Source organism: Citrobacter sp. Cpa228 (assembly GCF_030333085.1).
GTDB classification, from domain to species: Bacteria; Pseudomonadota; Gammaproteobacteria; order Enterobacterales; family Enterobacteriaceae; genus Citrobacter; species Citrobacter pasteurii.
In genome coordinates, this window is the sequence record NZ_JAOWGQ010000056.1 from 40,327 (window position 1) to 60,684 (window position 20,358).

A 20,358-nucleotide genomic window follows, 5' to 3' on the forward strand; every position below is an offset into this window, starting at 1 on the left:
CTAACACCAAGTCCATCTGCAATACCCCATATTCTGCCCTCAATACGTGCCAGCAATTTGCCTGATGCGCTACGCTTATCAGGCCTACAGAGAACTGACGTCTGCGTAGGCCTGATAAGGCGGTTACGCCCCCATCCGGCGTGCACAATACAAAAAACCCCGCCGTAGCGGGGTTTGGTGCGTTACAACGCGAAATTAGTGACGCGCACGAACAATCTGATATTTACGTGTCAGATACTCAACTGGCACGCTCCAGATATGCACCAGACGCGAGAACGGGAACAGCAGGAACAACGTCATACCGAGCACCAGGTGCATACGGAAAATAAACGCCACACCATCCAGATACTGAGACGCGCCGCCGTGGAAGGTCACCACGGACTGTGCCCAGTTCACCAGCTTCATCATCTCGCTACCGTCCATATGCTGGGCGGAGAATGGAATAGTCAGCAGACCCAGCGCACACTGGATAACCAGAATGGACAGCACCAGAATGTCGGCTCCCGTGGTCGTTGCACGTACGCGTGGACTGAACAGACGACGTTTCAGCAGCAGTACGCCCCCCACCAGGCACATCACGCCGGACGCCCCGCCCGCAAACATCGCCATCTTCTGCTTCACTTCGAGCGGCAGCCACGCTTCATACATCCAGTGCGGCGTCAGCATCCCCAGGAAATGACCCGCGAAGATGCCGAGGATCCCAATGTGAAACAGGTTTGACGCAAGGTTCATCCCTTTGCGATCCAGCATCTGGCTGGAAGCCGCACGCCAGGTGTACTGACCGTAGTCGTAACGTAACCAACTGCCAATCAGAAAGACAGAACCCGCAATATACGGATAGATGTCAAAGAAGAACGTATTCAGGAAGTGCATTATTGCTGTCCTCCGGTGGTGATGTTCAGGTACTGCGGCGCAACGGCTCCGGCAAAACGACGTTGGTGAGCAGAAATTTCAGATTCACCGCACCCCTGGTCGGCAAAGAATTTCACCTGCTCTTCTTCCCAAACAGCATCCAGTGCCTGCGGCGTGTCGTCACGCGCTTCATCCGCAATCTTTTCTGCCACTTTATCGCTGTCGATAACGGTATTCGCCAGTTTTAACAGCAGATCAAACAGCACCGCGTAACGGCTTTCGCGCTGTTGCAGACGCGCACTGAGCAGCGCCAGAATCGGGGCGATATCCTGCAAGCCACCTAACGCTTCGCTTTTTGGCAACTGTGCGAGGTACTCCAGATACAGCGGCAAGTGATCTGGCAATTCGCGGCTATCGAGTTGTAGTCCGTGCTGCTCATACTGGGCCATCAGGTCAACCATCGCCTGACCGCGATCGCGGGATTCACCGTGAACATGTTCAAACAGCAGTAGTGAAGTCGCACGACCGCGGTCGAACAGTTCGCTATAGCTTGCCTGCGCATCCAGCATGTCCTGTGCAGTTAAATCGCGCAGGAAAACGCCCAGCGTCTGGGCATCCTCTTTGTCCAGGTTTTCAGATGACGCGAGTGCATCGAAAAGTTCCTGCTGATGCTGCCACAAGGCAGAATCCGGGTACTCGAGCAGACGCGAAACAATGACGAGTTCAATCATTGGTGCGGCTCCGTTTTGCTGGTCACATCGACAGCATCGATGCGGCGACTGTTGAACAGATTGAATTTAGTATCAGAACCGTGGCAACCATCACCGAAGGTGAAACCACAACCACTCTTCTCCGGGAATGCTTCACGCGCCAGTTCACGATGGCTGCTCGGTACCACGAAACGATCTTCGTAGTTCGCGATCGCCAGATAACGATACATCTCTTGCGCCTGAGCTTCGGTCAGCCCGACCTCTTCCAGCGCGCGGGTATCAACTTTACCGTCTACGGTTTCTGCGCGTTTGTAGTGACGCATCGCCAGCATACGTTTCAACGCCCGCAGTACCGGCTGGGTATCACCCGCAGTCAGCAGGTTCGCCAGGTATTGAACCGGGATACGCAGGCTGTCCACGTCCGGCAGAATACCGTTGCTACCCAGTTCACCCGCGTCAGCGGCAGACTGAATCGGAGATAAAGGTGGCACATACCAAACCATCGGCAATGTGCGGTATTCCGGATGCAGCGGCAGCGCCAACTTCCAGTCCATCGCCATTTTATAAACCGGAGACTGCTGTGCGGCATCGATAACGCTCAGCGGAATACCATCTTTCAGCGCCTGTTCAATAACAGCCGGATCGTTCGGATCGAGGAACACGTCCAGTTGACGCTGGTACAGATCTTTCTCATGCTCGGTGCTTGCCGCGCTTTCAATCGCATCCGCGTCATACAGCAGTACGCCGAGGTAACGGATACGCCCCACGCAGGTTTCGGAGCACACGGTCGGCTGACCGGCTTCGATACGCGGATAGCAGAAAATGCACTTCTCAGATTTACCGCTCTTCCAGTTGAAGTAGATCTTCTTGTACGGACAACCGGTGATGCACATACGCCAGCCGCGGCACTTGTCCTGGTCAATCAGCACGATGCCATCTTCTTCACGTTTGTAGATGGCGCCGCTTGGGCAGGTCGCCACGCACGCCGGGTTCAGACAGTGCTCGCACAGACGGGGCAGATACATCATGAAGGTGTTTTCAAACTGACCGTACATCGCCTTCTGCACATTTTCGAAGTTCTGGTCTTTCGCCAGCTTCTCAAACTCGCCGCCCAGGTCATCTTCCCAGTTCGGACCTTTGGTGATTTTGTCCATACGCTGACCGGTAATCAGCGAGCGCGGACGGGCGATCGGCTGCGCCTTGCTATCAGCAGGCGCGTTGTGCAGCGTCTGGTAGTCGAAATCAAACGGCTCGTAGTAATCATCAATGCCCGGCAGATGCGGGTTAGCAAAGATTTTACCCAGCAGCAGCGCTTTGTTACCCATGCGCGGCACCAGCTTGCCGTTGATTTTACGGATCCAACCGCCCTTCCATTTTTCCTGGTTTTCCCAGTCAGTCGGGAACCCCGTACCAGGCTTCGTTTCAACGTTATTGAACCAGGCATATTCGGCACCTTCACGGCTGGTCCAGACGTTTTTGCAGGTTACTGAACAGGTGTGGCAACCGATGCACTTATCGAGATTCAGCACCATGCCGACTTGTGAACGAATTTTCATTTTACGCTCTCCTGTACCTGGTCATTGCCTTCACCATCCAACCAGTCAATGTTCTTCATCTTACGTACCACCACGAACTCATCACGGTTCGAGCCTACGGTACCGTAGTAGTTAAAGCCGTAGGCCAGATGTGCATAGCCGCCGATCATGTGGGTCGGTTTCGGCGTAATACGCGTTACCGAGTTATGGATCCCGCCACGCTGCTGGGTAATTTCTGAACCTGGCAGGTTCACAATACGTTCCTGCGCGTGGTACATCATGGTCATCCCGGCCGGCACACGTTGGCTGACAACGGCACGGGCAGTTAAGGCACCGTTACTGTTGAAAACTTCGATCCAGTCGTTATCTTCGATACCCAAATCTTTCGCATCGGCTTCACTCATCCACACAATCGGACCGCCGCGACCTAACGTCAGCATCAGCAGGTTGTCACTGTAGGTAGAGTGGATACCCCACTTCTGGTGCGGCGTCAGGAAGTTGAGTGCTTTTTCAGGGTTGCCATTGGACTTCTCGCCCATCACCTCTTTCACCGAACGAGTGTCGATTGGCGGACGATAGACCAGCAGGCTTTCGCCGAAGTCACGCATCCACTGGTGATCCTGATACAACTGCTGGCGACCAGACAGCGTGCGCCATGGGATTAGCTCATGAACGTTGGTGTAACCGGCGTTATAAGAAACGTGTTCATCTTCCAGGCCTGACCAGGTCGGGCTGGAGATGATTTTGCGCGGTTGCGCCTGAATATCACGGAAGCGAATCTTCTCGTCTTCTTTGTTCAGTGCCAGATGCGTATGGTCACGACCGGTAAATTCACTCAGCGCAGCCCAGGCTTTGACGGCAACCTGACCATTCGTTTCCGGTGCCAGGGTCAGGATCATCTCTGCGGCATCAATTGCTGTATTAAGACAAGGTTGGCCTTTCGCCGGACCTTCTGCCTTGGTGTAATTGAGCTTACGCAGCAGATCCATTTCGCTCTGGGTATTCCAGGCAATCCCTTTACCACCGTTACCGACTTTATCCATCAACGGACCGATAGAGGTGAAGCGCTCGTAAGTTGCCGGGTAATCACGCTCAACGGTCATGATGTGCGGTGCTGTTTTGCCCGGAATCAGGTCGCATTCGCCTTTTTTCCAGTCTTTCACATCCAGCGGTTGCGCCAGTTCAGCGGCGGAGTCGTGTTGGATAGGCAGTGTCACCACATCAGTTTCTTTGCCAAGGTGACCGACACAGACTTCAGAGAATTTCTTGGCGATGGCTTTGTAGATTTCCCAGTCGCTTTTCGATTCCCAGGCTGGGTCAACAGCAGCAGACAGCGGATGAATAAACGGATGCATATCCGAGGTATTCATGTCGTCTTTTTCATACCAGGTAGCCGTTGGCAGCACGATGTCGGAATACAGACAGGTGCTCGACAGACGGAAGTCCAGCGTTACCACCAGATCCAGCTTGCCGTCGAGACCATTATCCTGCCATTCCACTTCTTCCGGTTTCACGCCGCCCTGTTTCCCCAGATCCAGCCCCTGGATACCGTGCTCAGTACCCAGCAGATACTTCAGCATGTATTCATGACCTTTACCGGATGAGCCCAGCAGATTAGAGCGCCAGATAAACAGGTTACGTGGATGGTTTTTACCGTTTTCTGGTTGTTCTGCCGCAAAGCGAATAGAACCTTCTTTCAGAGATTTAACGGTGTAATCGACGGGTGTCATCCCTGCTTTTTCCGCCTCACGCGCAATGTACAGCGGGTTAGTACCCAACTGCGGTGCAGACGGCAACCAGCCCATACGCTCGGCGCGCACGTTGAAGTCAATCAAATGACCGCTGTAGCGGGATTTATCCGCCAGCGGAGACAGCAGTTCCTGCGCGGTGACCGTCTCATAGCGCCATTGGCTGGAGTGGTTATAGAAGTAGGAGGTGCTGTTCATGTGACGCGCCGGACGCTGCCAGTCGAGGGCAAACGCCAGGGGCTGCCAGCCGGTCTGAGGACGCAGTTTTTCCTGGCCCACATAGTGTGCCCAGCCGCCGCCGCTCTGACCAACACAGCCGCAGAAAATCAGCATGTTGATCAGGCCGCGATAGTTCATATCGAGGTGATACCAGTGGTTCAGACCCGCACCGACGATGATCATCGAACGTCCGTGGGTTTTATCGGCGTTATCGGCAAATTCACGGGCAATACGCACGATTTGAGAACGTGAAACACCGGTGATTTTTTCTGCCCACGCAGGGGTATACGCTTTTACGTCATCGTAGCTGGTCGCGCAGTTTTCATCGTTCAAACCACGTTCCAGGCCGTAGTTAGCCATGGTCAGGTCATAAACGGTGGTCACCATCGCGGTAGAACCGTCCGCCAACTGCAGGCGTTTCACCGGCAACTTATGCAGCAGAACGTTTTCCAGTTCGACTTTATTGAAGTGTTCAGTTCCTTCGCCACCGAAGTACGGGAAACCGACTTCCGCGATGTCATCCTGGCTACCCAGCAGGCTGAGCTGCAGTTCGGTTTCATTACCGGATGTGCCGTCGCGCTGCTCCAGGTTCCATTTACCTTTTTCACCCCAGCGGAAACCGATTGAACCGTTCGGCGCAACCATCTCACCGTTGCTGTTAATCGCGACAGTTTTCCATTCCGGGTTGTTTTCCTGACCCAGAGAATCGACCAAATCCGCCGCACGCAGCATACGACCGGCGGCATAGTAACCGTCACGCTCTTCAAGCACGACCAACATTGGCATGTCGGTGTAACGGCGCACGTAATCGGTAAAGTACTGGCTTGGGTTGTCGAGATGGAACTCACGCAGCATAACGTGGCCCATCGCCAGCGCCATTGCGGCATCAGTCCCCTGCTTCGGTGCCAGCCACAGGTCGCAAAGCTTGGCGATTTCTGCGTAATCCGGCGTAATCGCGACAGTTTTGGTGCCTTTGTAGCGAACTTCTGTGAAGAAGTGCGCATCCGGGGTACGGGTCTGCGGTACGTTAGAACCCCAGGCGATGATATAGCTGGAGTTGTACCAGTCAGCAGATTCCGGTACGTCAGTCTGCTCGCCCCAGGTCTGCGGAGAGGCAGGCGGCAGATCGCAGTACCAGTCGTAGAAGCTCAGGCAGGTACCGCCAATCAGTGACAAGTAACGAGCACCGGAAGCATAAGAAACCATCGACATTGCCGGGATCGGAGAGAAACCAGCAACGCGGTCAGGGCCATAGGTTTTCACGGTATAGACGTTAGATGCCGCAATCAGTTCGTTTACTTCCTGCCAGGACGAACGGACAAACCCGCCACGACCACGCGCTTGTTTGAAGCTTTTTGCTTTATCGGCGTCTTCGATGATGGAGGCCCAGGCGTCAACGGGATCGCTGTGCAGTCTTTTCGCTTCACGCCACATCTTCATCAGACGTTTACGCATCAGCGGATATTTGAGGCGGTTTGCGCTGTAGAGATACCAGGAATAGCTCGCGCCACGCGGGCAGCCGCGAGGTTCGTGGTTTGGCAGATCAGGACGAGTACGCGGGTAGTCAGTTTGCTGGGTTTCCCAGGTTACCAGACCATTTTTCACGTAGATTTTCCAGCTGCATGAGCCGGTGCAGTTTACGCCGTGGGTTGAACGCACGACTTTGTCATGCTGCCAACGCTGGCGGTATCCATCCTCCCAGTCCCTGTTGGTATTGAGAAGCTGGCCGTGCCCATCGGCAAAGGTTTCGCCCTTCTGTTTGAAGTAGCGAAACCGGTCCAGGAATTTACTCATCGGTTCTCTCCTGTAGGAGCCTGACGGCTCTCTGATAAATCGACATTGCTTGATTGGGAGTGAAGGTAACGCTCTGAAAGGGCGTGATAATTGATAACGATCAAGGCAGACAGGGATGAAAATAGGTGGTTAATTTTCGCATACCCCTTAAGTAGGATATTGATATTTAATATAATTAATTGATTTATAAATGGATTTTAAAAACAACTTCTCGTGCAAATGTTAAATTCTTTACAAGTGGGTATTAAGGGGTATCCCCCCTGCCTGGCACAGTGAGAGCACTGTTCTCACAGGCAGTTGTTGTGTCATAACACAGAAGTATGTTGTAACTAATTACAAGCAAAAAAAAGCGCGGTATAACGCCGCGCAATGGATAATCAACCTACACTTCATCCTTCAAACTGCTTCTGCGTTGGCTGCGCTCGTTCTCCCCAGTCACTTACTTCAGTAAGCTCCTGGGGATTTCTCACTTGCCGCCTTGATGCAGTTAGAATGATTTTGTGTATACCTCTTTTTTACTTTTTAGAATGACGTCCGTATACCACCCAGGTGATGACCACACAAGCGACATAGAAGATCAGAAATACTTTCATCGCACCGACCGGAGAACCGGTTAATGCCAGAGATGTACCAAACGCTTTCGGAATAAAGAAGCCGCCAATCGCGCCAATCGCAGAGATAAAGCCCAGCGCCGCTGCCGTGTCAGTCGCTGCTTCACGCATCGCTTTCTCTTCAGAGCCGCCTTCCGCTTTCACCCTGTCCATTGTCAGTTTACGGAAGATGACAGAGATCATCTGGAAGGTTGAACCACTACCCAGACCGGCCGTCAGGAACAGCGCCAGGAATACCGCGAAGAAGGCAATAAAGTTACCACCTACCCCATCGGTTGGCAGGGTCAGGAACAGCAAGGCACTGAAGACTGCCATCAACACGAAGTTAACCAATGTCACACGCGTCCCGCCCAGACGGTCGGAGATTGCTCCCCCGGCAGAACGCGCCAGTGCACCAATCAGCGGGCCAAAGAAGGCGTAATGCAGGATCTGCACTTCCGGGAACTGCGTTTTTGACAGCATCGCGAAACCTGCGGAGAAGCCGATGAAAGAGCCGAAGGTTGCCAGATACAGCAGGCTCATTATCCACAGATGCCCGCGTTTCAGCACCGGCAATTGCTCTTTTAACGACGCTTTCGACGTTGCCAGTTCGTTCATACCGAACCATGCGGCCAGCGTGAAAATTGCGAGGAACGGTACCCAAATCCAGGCGGCATTGGCCAGATACAGCTGCGTGCCGTCCGGTTGTTCAACGCCGTGGCTGCCAAAAGCGGCGAAGATGGACAGTGAGACCACCAGCGGCGCAACCAACTGCATCACGCTGACGCCCATATTGCCCAGACCACCGTTCAGCCCCAACGCACCACCCTGCTTCTGCTTAGGAAAGAAGAAGCTGATGTTTGCCATGCTGGAAGCAAAGTTTGCACCGGCAAAGCCGCACAGCAGGGAGATAATAATGAAGGTACTGAACGGCGTGGTGGTATCCTGCACAGCAAAGCCTAACCACACGCAGGGGATTATCAGGATACCTGTGCTGAATGCCGTCCAGCGGCGACCACCGAACAGAGGAACCATAAAGGAGTACGGTACGCGCAGCAGTGCGCCGGAAACTGAAGGCAATGCCGTCAGCATAAACAGCTGCTCAGTGGTAAAATTGAATCCCACTTTCGGTAAGTTCACCGCCACCGCGCTAAATAACATCCATACGCAAAACGCCAGCAGCAGGCAAGGGACTGAAATCCACAGGTTACGGCTGGCAACTCGTTGACCACGCTGTTCCCAGAAGGCGGGATCTTCCGGCCGCCATTCTGTGATTACAGCTCCAGATGCCCTTTCCGGGGCAGATGAGTGACTCATAGACACCTCTGATACTTGTTTCGATGCCTGCAACATTAGGGTTTACAGCGGGGGGTAAGTTGATATAAATCAAAGGAAAAGGTGTCATTATTAACGCCTAAAATTTATCATTACCCTAAATGAGTACATAACTTCGGTAAAAAAGATGTGGTTTTTCACGCTTCTGTCGCACCCTACTCCCCGACGTCCGGGATCTCTCCCCCTGTCGGCAATTAAGGGGTAGCCCGTTTGAGGTATGGGTATACTCCAGTGTATCGCTGAGAATAGCGGCACTGCCTGCAGCAGAATCGTCATTCAATAAGGTTTTCTGCTCTCTGAAAACCCGAAGGAAGAAGTCACATGTTTAAACGTTGTCTTTCCCCGCTTACGCTGGTCAACCAGGTGGCGCTGATTGTTTTACTGTCTACCGCGCTTGGCGTGGCGGGTATGGCTGTCTCCGGCTGGCTGGTACAAGGCATTCAGGGTAGCGCTCACGCGATCAATAAAGCCGGCTCGCTACGTATGCAGAGCTACCGTTTGCTGGCTGCCGTACCGCTGGACGCCAGCGATCAACCGCTGCTGGATGAAATGGAACAAACAGCGTTTAGCCCTGAACTGACTCGTGCTGCACAGCGCGACGGCCAGCAGACCCAGTTAAAGGCATTGCAGGATTACTGGCACACCGAACTGGCACCTGGGCTTAAACATGCCCAAACGGGTGATGCGGTCGCCGACGACGTTTCACGCTTTGTGACCGGACTGGATAAACTGGTTACCGCCTTTGATCATACTACCGAATTACGTATCGAACGCGTCGTCCTGCTGCATCGCCTGATGGCCATATTTATGGCACTGCTGCTGGTATTCACAATCATCTGGCTGCGCGTACGCCTGCTGCAGCCGTGGAAACAACTGCTGGCGATGGCGCGCGCCGTCAGCCAGCGTGATTTTACGCAACGTGCGCATATCAGCGGACGTAATGAGATGGCGGCACTGGGTTCGGCGCTGAACAATATGTCCGAAGAATTGGCCGAAAGTTATGCCGTACTGGAACAGCGGGTGCAGGAAAAAACCGCGGGTCTGGAACATAAAAACCAGATCCTCTCTTTCCTGTGGCAAGCCAACCGCCGTCTGCACTCACAGATACCGTTGTGTGAGCGGCTTTCACCGGTACTCAACGGGTTGCAAAACTTAACGCTGCTGCACGATATTGAGTTGCGGGTTTATGACCTGGAAGATGAAGATAATCATCAGGAATTTACCTGCCAGTCGAATACCAGTTGCGATGAAAAAGGTTGTCATCTGTGCCCACGAGGCACACTGCCCGCCATTGAAGGTGGCACTACGCTGAAATGGCGGCTGACCGATGCGCATACCCAGTACGGTATTCTGCTCGCCACCTTGCCGTACGGGCGTCATCTCAGTCACGATCAGCAGCAACTGGTCGATACTCTGGTTGAACAACTCACCGCAACACTGGCGCTGGACAGACACCAGGAACGTCAGCAGCAGTTGATCGTGATGGAAGAGCGTGCCACCATTGCTCGCGAACTCCATGATTCTATTGCACAATCGCTCTCCTGTATGAAGATGCAGGTCAGTTGTTTGCAGATGCAGGGCGACGCGCTCCCGGAAAACAGCCGTGAGTTGCTAAGTCAGATTCGTAACGAGCTGAACGCCTCCTGGGCACAGCTACGTGAATTGTTGACGACCTTCCGTTTGCAGTTGACTGAGCCTGGGTTGCGGCCTGCGCTGGAAGCCAGTTGCCAGGAATACAGCGCTCGCTTTGGTTTTACGGTGAAGCTGGATTATCAGTTGCCGCCGCGGCTGGTCCCTTCACATCAGGCGATCCACCTGCTGCAGATTGCCCGTGAGGCCCTGAGTAATGCGCTTAAACACTCTCAGGCCAATGAAGTCATCGTGACGGTGGTGCAAAATGGCAAACAGGTCAAACTGACAGTTCAAGATAACGGCTGCGGCGTACCGGAAAACGCCGAACGCAGTAACCACTACGGCATGATTATAATGCGCGACCGTGCGCAGAGCTTGCGCGGCGATTGCCGTGTACGCCGTCGCGAGACGGGCGGTACTGAAGTTGCTGTCACTTTTATTCCCGAAACAAACTTCACAGAAGTCCAAGGAGATACCCATGAGTAATCTGGAACCGGCAACCATCCTGTTGATCGACGATCATCCGATGCTGCGCACCGGTGTAAAACAGCTTGTCAGCATGGCGTCCGATATCACCGTGGTCGGCGAAGCCAGTAATGGCGAGCAGGGTATCGAGCTGGCTGAATCCCTTGATCCCGATCTGATCCTGTTAGATCTCAACATGCCGGGTATGAACGGTCTGGAAACGCTTGATAAGCTACGAGAGAAATCTCTGTCCGGACGCATTGTCGTTTTCAGTGTTTCCAATCATGAAGAAGACGTAGTGACCGCCCTGAAACGCGGTGCTGACGGCTATCTGTTGAAAGACATGGAGCCAGAAGATCTACTGAAGGCGTTGCAACAGGCTGCCGCCGGTGAAATGGTGCTGAGCGAAACCTTAACCCCGGTTCTGGCCGCCAGCCTGCGCGCTAACCGTGCGACCTCCGATCGTGATGTAACTCAGTTGACGCCACGTGAACGCGATATTCTTAAGCTCATCGCCCAGGGTCTGCCTAACAAGATGATTGCTCGCCGCCTCGACATCACCGAAAGCACGGTAAAAGTGCATGTGAAGCATATGCTGAAGAAAATGAAGCTTAAATCACGCGTTGAAGCCGCGGTATGGGTGCACCAGGAACGCATCTTCTGATAACGCGAGTATTAACGAGGATCATTTCCTGAAACGGCATTAAACGGTTCGGCCAGTGATAGCGTGATCTCATTGGAAGAGACACGCTGGCCCTGCTCGTCTTCCACGACGACGGACAGCCGCCAACGGTTGGTTGCTCCTTCACTGCTATCCCACTTCGGCATAATAATCGTCCAGCCCTGCGCACTGCGAGGATGGCTCCCGGCCGTTAAACTCAATGCTTTCGTGTCTCCCTGCCATGTCAGATGACGGATGCCATACTGACTACGCACCTGTAATTTCAACGCTACCGTCTCGCCGGGTTTCAGATCCCACGGCGGTGTTGTCAAAAATACAGATAAGGTTTTACGCTGGCGATACTCAAGCGTTGGCACGCTGTTACGCTGAGGATCGTCATAACGACTCCCGCCCAGCGATCGGCTGTTTGCGACTTCACTCACCATTAACTGTTTTTTTAGCGCAACGCCAAAACGATAATTGAGGGTCAATCCCAGATTATTTTGGCTTATCCCGCTTTCGCCCTGTTTATGCTGCGCGGTCACCGTAATCAGCGGCACTGGCGTATAGCTCAGTCCCAGGTTTACCGCCACCGGGTTGCGGTAGCCCGTTCCCGAGTGGAAAAGGTCTACCCGATCGCCAAAATATTGCTCGACGCTGACGCTGGTATTGAGATGCTCGTAAAAAGGTAACCGCATCAACGCAGTAAGATCGTAGCCCCGCGCCATCCTTTGTTCCTGTGTTGAAGAACGATTCTGCCACGAGGAAAACGGCTGGTAGTAGTTGGCGGATAGCCGCAGATACTCTCCCCACGCCTCGGCGCCAAACCCGCCGCGCGGCAGATTTTCATCCAGCAGGTTATCGTAAAAGGTGTTGTAGCCCAGCAACCAACCATCGCGTATGAAGCGTTGTCCAATCCCCGCATTACTCACCAGCCCTTCGTCACGTTGCGTAAGCCCCAACTGACTCCAGGTCAGAAAGCGTTGATTATCCTGCCACGGAATAAACCAGCTTCCCCGACTGCCGGTAAAGCTGCCTTCTTTATCCACCTGCAGCCCAACGCTGGCATTCCCCCACGGAGAAAGCCAGGATTCAAGCTGTTGATTCACCTGCCCACTGACCGTGTCACGAACCTGACCAAATGCAAACTGTTTTGCTTGCTCGCCAGTATCAAGTCCGTTATCGACCATGCTGGCTTCCCCAAACGCTTTAACCATTTCGGCAAAGTGCTTTTCGCCTGCCCGCGACTCCGGCGCCATACCGAGATCGGGCAAGCCATCACTATTGTTATCGAAAGGGTTTTCCGCCTGGTGAATAAAAGACGATTGCGCGCTGGCAGTACCGCCTGCAAACGGCAAGAGTGAGAATACTGCGAGAGATAAATAAATATTACGGCTCAAATCGTTAGTGGTTTCTTACATCAATTAGCCACAGCGGCATACTTATCTTAAACCATAACGTCTTCAGCATTGATTTTCAGCCCTTCCTTCCTTTTTCGGCATTATCCTGGCATCGGGAAATAGGTGTAACATACGTGTCAGTTATTAACGTTCACATGCAGCAACAGGAGTAAAAATGCAAAAGATAGTGATCATCGCGAACGGTGCAGCCTATGGAAGCGAGTCGTTATTCAACAGTCTGCGTCTGGCCATCGCTCTGCGCGAGCAGGAGGGCAGCCTCGACCTGCGTCTGTTTTTAATGTCTGATGCCGTCACTGCAGGGCTGCGCGGGCAGAAACCGGCGGAAGGTTATAATATTCAGCAAATGCTGGAAATCCTGACAGCACAAAACGTTCCGGTAAAACTCTGCAAAACCTGTACCGATGGCCGCGGGATCACCGCACTGCCGTTAATTGATGGCGTTGAAGTCGGTACGCTGGTGGAACTGGCTCAGTGGACGCTGGCAGCAGATAAGGTTTTGACCTTCTGATGCCAACACTTTCAGGCAAGCGTACTGAAAGTGCCGGTAATTTCCCGATTTAATCTCAGATGGGCGCGGTTTCGTTAAACGTAAGCTCGCCCTTTCAACCCTTTTAAGGGATTTTGTCATTTTTGTTTAATCGTTATGCCATTTTTTGATCAAAATCAGCATCCTGCCCCCTCCCCTTTGGTGTTATGCAATGAGTGAAATGTGAACAACATCACGCAGCACTTTCAACAGAAAGTACGTTGTTTTCAAGAACGGGGTGAAAAATGGCATTAGTGAAGGCAAGTTTGAAATTATTCGGTGGAGATACGGTGGTGGTACGCTGTTCTGAGCGCTGTCATATCCATCTGATGAGCGAGAAAAATCACGTCAAAGACACGCAGTCTGACATCTTAAGCGTGCAGGATCGTGATAACGCATGGCTTACCGTGCCCTATACCGGCATCTGGAATGTGCTGATCGACAGCCACAGCCAGTCTCTGGAGCATTCAATCAGTTATATTGCAGCCTGATGATGTACTGCCCGAAAGCATCTACGCTTATCGGGCACACAACAGATAACCCGGCAACGCTTAGGCAAATCCGGGTCGCATGACGCCTTCCGGCAGGTTCTCTCCCAACAACCTTCTGACCGTAATCACCAGATCGTTAAGACAGTCATCCTGCATCCCCAACTTCACCAATTCCTGTTCCAGCGAGAACAGATATTGCGCGTTGGTTCCCAATGGCCCACTGGCAGAAGCAATAAGCGGTGCGATAACCTGAGCACGGGTATCGGACTCAAACAATGGATGTCGCGGATCCATAATAAAGACCAGCGCACTCACCGTTCGGCCATCATCAAGCGCCAACTGGCACCAGGTGGGCAGATAGCATCCGGTGATCATTTCACGCTTCCACAGCAAAGAAAGCTCTTGTTCCAGCGACGCGTTCGGCAGACGGTAGGCTACACCAGTAGTGCGTCCGCCCTCTTTTAAGGCCAGCATACGTCCTGGCTGACCGGCCGTTCCTCGCCCTGCCGTCAGGCGCAAACAAAATGCGCGATGCCAGCCGACTAACGTCCCGGTACAGGACTCTTCAAACTCTAACGCCGGATTCCACATCAACGATCCATAACCAAAGATCCACACCGGTCCATCATCTGGACGGCAGGCAAGCGTGGCGGCCAGTGAGGCTGCCCGTTGTTCCGCCGACCAGAGTAGTGATTCTTCAATATCACCAAATGCCGTCTTACAGTCAGCATTCAATAAAAAATCACGCGTTAACACCTTACACCTCCGCCACTGCGACTTCCCTGCAACAACTTTTTTGACGCCTTCCAGGCTTTTTTACTGCTCATTTTGAAACCAATACCAGGACAATAGGCAATTCACCGCCTGCATGCAAGGCAACAAAGGCTCAACGGCACTTTATATTCTCTTTTTATGTCCCGGCCTGGCACGACCGTCAGCATATCATCGTGTGCTATTTTGATTGATTTAGAAACCTAACATCTTGTTATTCAAATGCTCTCTAAACAAGACACACCATTTTGCTCGCTTTGATGCAAAAAATGGTCCATGCCGTAAAATTACGTAAAATCAGATCGGAAATACCGAAAGATCTGTTATTTTTTACATTCTTTAATACATTTATAATTATAAGCACCTGCAGAGATGGAGAATTAATTACATGACACATGCACATGAGGCGGTAAAAACCCGCCACAAGGAGACCTCACTCGCCTTTCCGGTTTTGGCGCTGGTAGTACTGTTCTTTTGGGGGAGCAGTCAGTCACTACCAGTGGTCATCGGCATTAACGCACTAGCCCTTATTGGTATATTAAGTAGCGCATTCAGCGTTGTCCGTCATGCAGACGTATTAGCTCACCGACTTGGTGAACCCTATGGCTCGCTGATCCTCAGCCTTTCGGTGGTTATTCTCGAAGTCAGTTTAATTTCCGCATTAATGGCAACCGGTGACGCCGCGCCCACGCTAATGCGCGATACGCTCTATTCAATCATTATGATCGTAACCGGTGGGCTGGTCGGGTTTTCATTACTGTTGGGTGGTCGCAAATTTGCTACCCAGTATATGAACCTGTTCGGTATTAAGCAGTATTTAATTGCTCTATTCCCGCTGGCCATTATCGTGCTGGTATTCCCGATGGCATTACCGGGAGCGAATTTCACCACCGCGCAGGCACTGCTGGTAGCCTTAATTTCAGCAGCAATGTACGGCGTATTTTTGCTGATCCAGACCAAAACACACCAGAGCCTGTTCATTTACGAACATGAAGATGAGGGGGACGGCGATGACCCACATCACGGTAAACCTTCAGCGCACAGCAATCTGTGGCACGCCGCCTGGCTTGTCATCCATTTGATTGCCGTTATTGCCGTCACCAAAATGAATGCCAATCCGCTGGAAACATTACTTACTGAGCTGAATGCACCAGTGGCATTTACCGGTTTCCTGGTGGCGTTGCTTATTCTCTCCCCTGAGGGTTTAGGTGCGTTGAAAGCAGTACTGAACAATCAGGTGCAGCGAGCGATGAATTTATTCTTCGGCTCAGTACTTGCCACCATTTCACTGACCGTACCCGTCGTCACACTGATTGCCTGGGCAACAGGGAATGACCTGGTGTTCGCGCTGGGCGCACCAGAGATGATTGTCATGGTTTCTTCGCTGGTGCTGTGCCATATCTCCTTCTCCACCGGACGCACCAATGTGCTCAACGGTGCAGCACATCTGGCACTGTTTATCGCCTACCTGATGACAATATTCGCCTGATAAAAAAAGCCGGACACCGACACAACTTGTCGGGTCCGGCTTCTTATTTCCTTTCGTAGACCTGATAAGCGCAAGCTCTGTCAGGCACACAAAATGAATTAGTTCTCAGTATCCAGCTCGTCGAAGCTTTTCACCAGGTCATCTATGGCTTTAATCTGCGTCAGGAACTGTTCCAGTTTCGCCAGCGGCAGCGCGGATGGGCCATCGCATTTCGCATTGGCTGGATCCGGATGCGCTTCAATAAACAGACCTGCCAGGCCTACCGCCATACCGGCACGCGCCAGTTCAGTAACCTGCGCGCGACGACCGCCGCTTGCTGCGCCAAACGGATCGCGGCACTGCAGCGCATGGGTCACGTCAAAAATCACCGGTGAGTTGCCGGAGACTTTCTTCATCACGCTGAAGCCCAGCATGTCCACAACCAGGTTGTCATAACCAAAGTTCGCGCCACGGTCGCAGAGAATAACCTTATCGTTACCGCCTTCATGGAATTTATCCACGATATTACCCATCTGACCAGGGCTTACGAACTGCGGTTTCTTCACGTTGATAACGGCACCGGTTTTCGCCATCGCTTCTACCAGATCGGTCTGACGAGCAAGGAATGCCGGCAGCTGAATCACATCCACCACATCGGCAACAGGCTGTGCCTGGCTGGCTTCATGAACGTCGGTGATCACTTTTACGCCAAACGTCTGCTTCAGTTCCTGGAAGATTTTCATCCCTTCTTCAAGGCCCGGTCCACGGTAAGAGTGGATGGAAGAACGGTTGGCTTTATCAAAGGAGGCTTTGAACACGTAAGGGATACCCAGCTTTTGAGTAACGGTTACGTAGTGCTCACAAATGCGCATCGCCAGATCGCGGGATTCCAGCACGTTCATTCCGCCAAACAGCACGAACGGCAGGTCATTTGCCACGTTGATGTCGCCAATGCTAACCACTTTTTGTTTCATAGGATCGCCTTAAACGGTAGGTAAAGTGTCATTAATCAATGCAATACAATTTGTTTGTGCGAAATAGTATTAATCTGCGCACGGATCATTTCGCTGATCGGGTCTTCCGGACACTGTTCAACGAAATAGCTTAAATCTGTCAGCGCAACATGTTCACATTCCAGCTGCGCGTAAATCAATCCACGATCGCGTATTTCATACGGATCCTCAGGATTAAACTGCAGTAATGCTTCGCTGGCTCGCAGCGCCAGTTCCATTTGCCGCTCTTCCATCAGTGATGATTTCAGCGTGTCGAGCAGTTTGCGGATCACTTCCGCGTTATCCGCTTCATCCAGGTCCTCGTTAAATAACTCCGCAACCGGGCTGATATTCCCCTTCAACCACACTTCCAGCGTGTGTTCATTTAATGTTTCGCCATTGAACGGATTGATTAGCCACATTTCGCCATCGAGCGATTCAATACGCAGGATGAGTTGTGTCGGGAAAATCACCGGTACCAACGGCAGTTCCAGTCGGTTGGCAATCCACAATAAGATCGCCCCCAGCGACACAGCGCTGCCCTGACGGTTTTTCAGAACCTGGTCAAGCCATAGTGCATCAGAAAGACGATAGACGCCGTGGGTGTCCGTAAAACCCCATTCGCCGTAAAAAAGTGCCAGCAGTTTTTCCAGTTGCTCATCCTGAGACAGGAGCTGGCTAATTTCTTCTTGCGCCAGACCAACCAGACGTTCCAGTTCGTCATAGACAGTTTGTGTTGGAAAATCCAGACGGATAGACTCCGACGCCAGGATCATCCCATCACACAACGGCGCTTTATTAAATTCGAAATCAGCTAACGACCTCATGACTTACCCCAGTAACGGTATTTTTGTGGTGGCGAGTTTAATGATGATGTACAGCACCACCAGCGCCAGCGGAAATGCGATTAATCGCGCCTGCTGGCTGCGCGCCCGACGGTAATCGAGCGCAATAAAACCCAAAACGATGTAAATGATAACCCCAAACAGCTTTTCAGTCAGCCATGTCCCCTGTTCGGTGAATGGCAGGATGTGCGTTTTAGCGATCAACGCCACGCCGCTGAGAAGTAAAACGGTATCAATGATCGGTGGCAGAATACGCGTCCAGCGCGATGATGCAAGGCGCGTATTGGTAGAACGCCACCAAAAACGCAACGTGAGTAGCCCGACAGAAAGCGCGATGCTAACGAGATGAATAGTAAGTAGTGTGCTGAACGAATTCATGATGGGATGCGCCCAAGCGTAATCCGCTCGTTGCCGCCATAGTCACGACAGGTTTCAACCGCCTGGTAACCTGCGCGGGTAAACGCGTCGCGTACCGCCTCACCCTGCTGCCAGCCATGTTCCAGCAACAGATAACCGCCGGGCGTTAGCATGTGTCGAGACTGGTCAATGATATGCACGATATCCGCCATACCCTGCTCGCCCGCCACCAGTGCCGATAGCGGCTCAAAACGTACATCGCCCTGCGCCAGGTGCGGATCCTGCTCATCGATGTACGGCGGGTTACTAACGATCATCTCAAACTGCTGCCCCTGCAAAGCACTAAACCAGTCGCTTTGCAACACACGCACATTGTCGATGGCCAGATGCTGTTTGTTGCGGTTTGCCAGGTCTACAGCATCCGGCATGCGGTCAACCGCGGTCACCGTGCAATCCGGACGCTCAGACGCCAGCGCCAGCGCAATGGCGCCCGTACCGGTTCCCAAATCGAGAATACGACACGCAGAGGCAGGCAGACGAGCCAGCGCCTGCTCAACCAGACACTCGGTATCCGGGCGTGGAATAAGCGTAGCCGGAGACACAAACAGCGGCAGCGACCAGAACTCGCGCACGCCGGTCAGATGTGCCACCGGCTCACCCCGCTGACGGCGTTCCAGTAATGTATCGAGCCGTTGACGCTGCGCCTCAGTTAACACCGTTTCGCCGAACGCCAGAATATAGGTTCGCCCTTTGCCTGTGACGAACTCAAGTATGATCTCGGCGTCACGACGCGGGCTTTCGCTTGCCTGTAATTGGCTTATCGCTTCACGCAGCCAGTGCTGATAATCCATTAATCCTGCTCGGACAACGCCGCCAGTTGGTCGGCCTGGTATTCCTGGACAATTGGCTCAATAAGCATATCCAGTTTACCTTCCATCGCTTCATCCAGACGGTAGAGCGTCAGGTTAATGCGGTGATCGGTCACACGCCCCTGCGGGAAGTTATAGGTGCGGTTGCGATCGCTGCGATCGCCACTGCCCAACAGGTTGCGACGTTCAGAGGCTTCCGCCTGTTGACGCCTGGCCACTTCGGCGGCACGAATACGCGCCCCCAGCACCGACATCGCTTTCGCTTTGTTTTTATGCTGCGAACGTTCGTCCTGACACTCCACCACGATGCCGGTTGGCAAGTGGGTAATACGAATAGCGGAGTCGGTGGTGTTAACGTGCTGACCCCCAGCGCCGGATGAGCGGAAGGTATCAATACGCAGATCGGCTGGGTTGATATCCGGCAGTTCTGCTTCCGGCAGTTCCGGCATCACCGCGACCGTACAGGCAGAAGTATGGATACGTCCTTGAGATTCGGTCGCCGGTACGCGCTGTACGCGATGGCCGCCGGACTCGAATTTCAGTCGACCATACACGCCATCACCGCTGACTTTGGCAATAATTTCTTTGTAGCCACCATGTTCGCCTTCGTTGGCGCTCATGATCTCTACCCGCCAGCGACGCGATTCAGCGTAACGGCTGTACATGCGGAACAGATCGCCGGCAAACAGCGCCGCTTCATCACCACCGGTTCCCGCACGCACTTCGAGGAAGGCGTTACGTTCATCATCAGGATCGGTTGGCAGCAGCAGAACCTGCAGATGCTGTTCCAGTTGTTCACATTTTTCTTTTGCTTCGCGCAGTTCATCCTGCGCCATTTCACGCATTTCAGGATCGTCGAGCATCATCTGTGCCGTTTCGATATCGTCCTGAACCTGTTGCCAGTCCGTAAAACAACGGGAAACATCACTTAATTGCGCATATTCGCGCGACAATGCACGAAAGCGTTCCTGGTCTGCGATAGTTCCCGCATCACCGAGCAGCGCCTGAACTTCTTCATGGCGTTCATGCAGGGCTTCCAGTTTGGCAACGATAGAAGGCTTCATAGGCGTAAATGCA

The 20,358-nt window shown here is 52.8% G+C and carries 17 protein-coding genes; 5 read left to right on the forward strand and 12 right to left on the reverse strand.

Features of this window, described 5'->3' with window-relative positions; all coding sequences use genetic code 11:
• Positions 1 to 195 precede the first annotated feature (195 nt).
• The 5 genes from narI to OGX91_RS22040 form a co-directional block, all read right to left on the reverse strand.
• Positions 196 to 873, reverse strand: coding sequence for a respiratory nitrate reductase subunit gamma (narI, locus tag OGX91_RS22020; RefSeq protein WP_040233221.1), 678 nt, complete (start codon positions 871 to 873; stop codon positions 196 to 198).
• Positions 873 to 1,583, reverse strand: coding sequence for a nitrate reductase molybdenum cofactor assembly chaperone (narJ, locus tag OGX91_RS22025; RefSeq protein ID WP_005126387.1), 711 nt, complete (start codon positions 1,581 to 1,583; stop codon positions 873 to 875). Before narJ ends, narI begins: the two co-directional genes overlap by 1 nt.
• The gene (gene narH, locus OGX91_RS22030; RefSeq protein WP_286627314.1) at positions 1,580 to 3,118 is read right to left on the reverse strand and encodes a nitrate reductase subunit beta; all 1,539 of its coding nucleotides are present in this window, start codon (positions 3,116 to 3,118) and stop codon (positions 1,580 to 1,582) included. The genes narJ and narH overlap by 4 nt, the downstream gene beginning before the upstream one ends.
• A complete protein-coding gene (locus tag OGX91_RS22035) occupies positions 3,115 to 6,858 on the reverse strand; it encodes a nitrate reductase subunit alpha (protein WP_286627315.1) in 3,744 nt (1,247 codons plus the stop codon). Before OGX91_RS22035 ends, narH begins: the two co-directional genes overlap by 4 nt.
• Before the next feature lie 515 nt (positions 6,859 to 7,373).
• On the reverse strand, positions 7,374 to 8,765 hold the full coding sequence (locus OGX91_RS22040; RefSeq protein ID WP_182290405.1) for a NarK family nitrate/nitrite MFS transporter: 1,392 nt from the start codon (positions 8,763 to 8,765) through the stop codon (positions 7,374 to 7,376).
• Between the two features lie 339 nt (positions 8,766 to 9,104).
• Between OGX91_RS22040 and narX the strand changes: the two genes are divergently transcribed.
• A complete protein-coding gene (narX, locus tag OGX91_RS22045) occupies positions 9,105 to 10,901 on the forward strand; it encodes a nitrate/nitrite two-component system sensor histidine kinase NarX (protein ID WP_040233228.1) in 1,797 nt (598 codons plus the stop codon).
• A complete protein-coding gene (narL, locus tag OGX91_RS22050) occupies positions 10,894 to 11,544 on the forward strand; it encodes a two-component system response regulator NarL (protein WP_005126375.1) in 651 nt (216 codons plus the stop codon). The genes narX and narL overlap by 8 nt, the downstream gene beginning before the upstream one ends.
• Positions 11,545 to 11,555: 11 nt before the next feature.
• Here the strand turns inward: narL and OGX91_RS22055 are convergent, their stop codons facing one another.
• Complete coding sequence (locus OGX91_RS22055; RefSeq protein ID WP_286627316.1) at positions 11,556 to 12,941, reverse strand: YchO/YchP family invasin; 1,386 nt, start codon at positions 12,939 to 12,941, stop codon at positions 11,556 to 11,558.
• 175 nt (positions 12,942 to 13,116) lie between these two features.
• Here OGX91_RS22055 and OGX91_RS22060 point away from each other — a divergent pair, with 175 nt between their 5' ends.
• A complete protein-coding gene (locus tag OGX91_RS22060; protein WP_137381691.1) occupies positions 13,117 to 13,470 on the forward strand; it encodes a DsrE/DsrF/TusD sulfur relay family protein in 354 nt (117 codons plus the stop codon).
• A gap of 263 nt (positions 13,471 to 13,733) precedes the next feature.
• The gene (locus OGX91_RS22065) at positions 13,734 to 13,979 is read left to right on the forward strand and encodes a DUF1883 domain-containing protein (protein WP_003020763.1); all 246 of its coding nucleotides are present in this window, start codon (positions 13,734 to 13,736) and stop codon (positions 13,977 to 13,979) included.
• A gap of 60 nt (positions 13,980 to 14,039) precedes the next feature.
• Here OGX91_RS22065 and OGX91_RS22070 read toward each other — a convergent pair whose 3' ends face one another.
• Positions 14,040 to 14,735, reverse strand: a complete 696-nt coding sequence (locus OGX91_RS22070; RefSeq protein ID WP_005126370.1) for a gamma-glutamylcyclotransferase — start codon at positions 14,733 to 14,735, stop codon at positions 14,040 to 14,042.
• Positions 14,736 to 15,138: 403 nt separating this feature from the next.
• Between OGX91_RS22070 and chaA the strand changes: the two genes are divergently transcribed.
• Positions 15,139 to 16,239, forward strand: coding sequence for a sodium-potassium/proton antiporter ChaA (gene chaA, locus OGX91_RS22075; protein WP_005126368.1), 1,101 nt, complete (start codon positions 15,139 to 15,141; stop codon positions 16,237 to 16,239).
• Between the two features lie 98 nt (positions 16,240 to 16,337).
• Here the strand turns inward: chaA and kdsA are convergent, their stop codons facing one another.
• The 5 genes from kdsA to prfA are packed head-to-tail and all read right to left on the reverse strand — an operon-like array spanning position 16,338 to position 20,345.
• A complete protein-coding gene (gene kdsA / locus OGX91_RS22080) occupies positions 16,338 to 17,192 on the reverse strand; it encodes a 3-deoxy-8-phosphooctulonate synthase (RefSeq protein ID WP_003020772.1) in 855 nt (284 codons plus the stop codon).
• A gap of 35 nt (positions 17,193 to 17,227) precedes the next feature.
• Positions 17,228 to 18,037, reverse strand: a complete 810-nt coding sequence (sirB1, locus tag OGX91_RS22085) for an invasion regulator SirB1 (RefSeq protein WP_005126366.1) — start codon at positions 18,035 to 18,037, stop codon at positions 17,228 to 17,230.
• A 3-nt stretch (positions 18,038 to 18,040) separates the two neighbouring features.
• Positions 18,041 to 18,433, reverse strand: coding sequence for an invasion regulator SirB2 (gene sirB2 / locus OGX91_RS22090; RefSeq protein WP_040233231.1), 393 nt, complete (start codon positions 18,431 to 18,433; stop codon positions 18,041 to 18,043).
• Positions 18,430 to 19,263, reverse strand: coding sequence for a peptide chain release factor N(5)-glutamine methyltransferase (gene prmC, locus OGX91_RS22095; RefSeq protein ID WP_005126364.1), 834 nt, complete (start codon positions 19,261 to 19,263; stop codon positions 18,430 to 18,432). Before prmC ends, sirB2 begins: the two co-directional genes overlap by 4 nt.
• Positions 19,263 to 20,345 carry a peptide chain release factor 1 gene (gene prfA, locus OGX91_RS22100; RefSeq protein ID WP_005126363.1) on the reverse strand — a complete coding sequence of 361 codons (1,083 nt, stop codon included), beginning with the start codon at positions 20,343 to 20,345 and terminating at the stop codon, positions 19,263 to 19,265. The genes prmC and prfA overlap by 1 nt, the downstream gene beginning before the upstream one ends.
• Between the last annotated feature and the right edge of the window lie 13 nt (positions 20,346 to 20,358).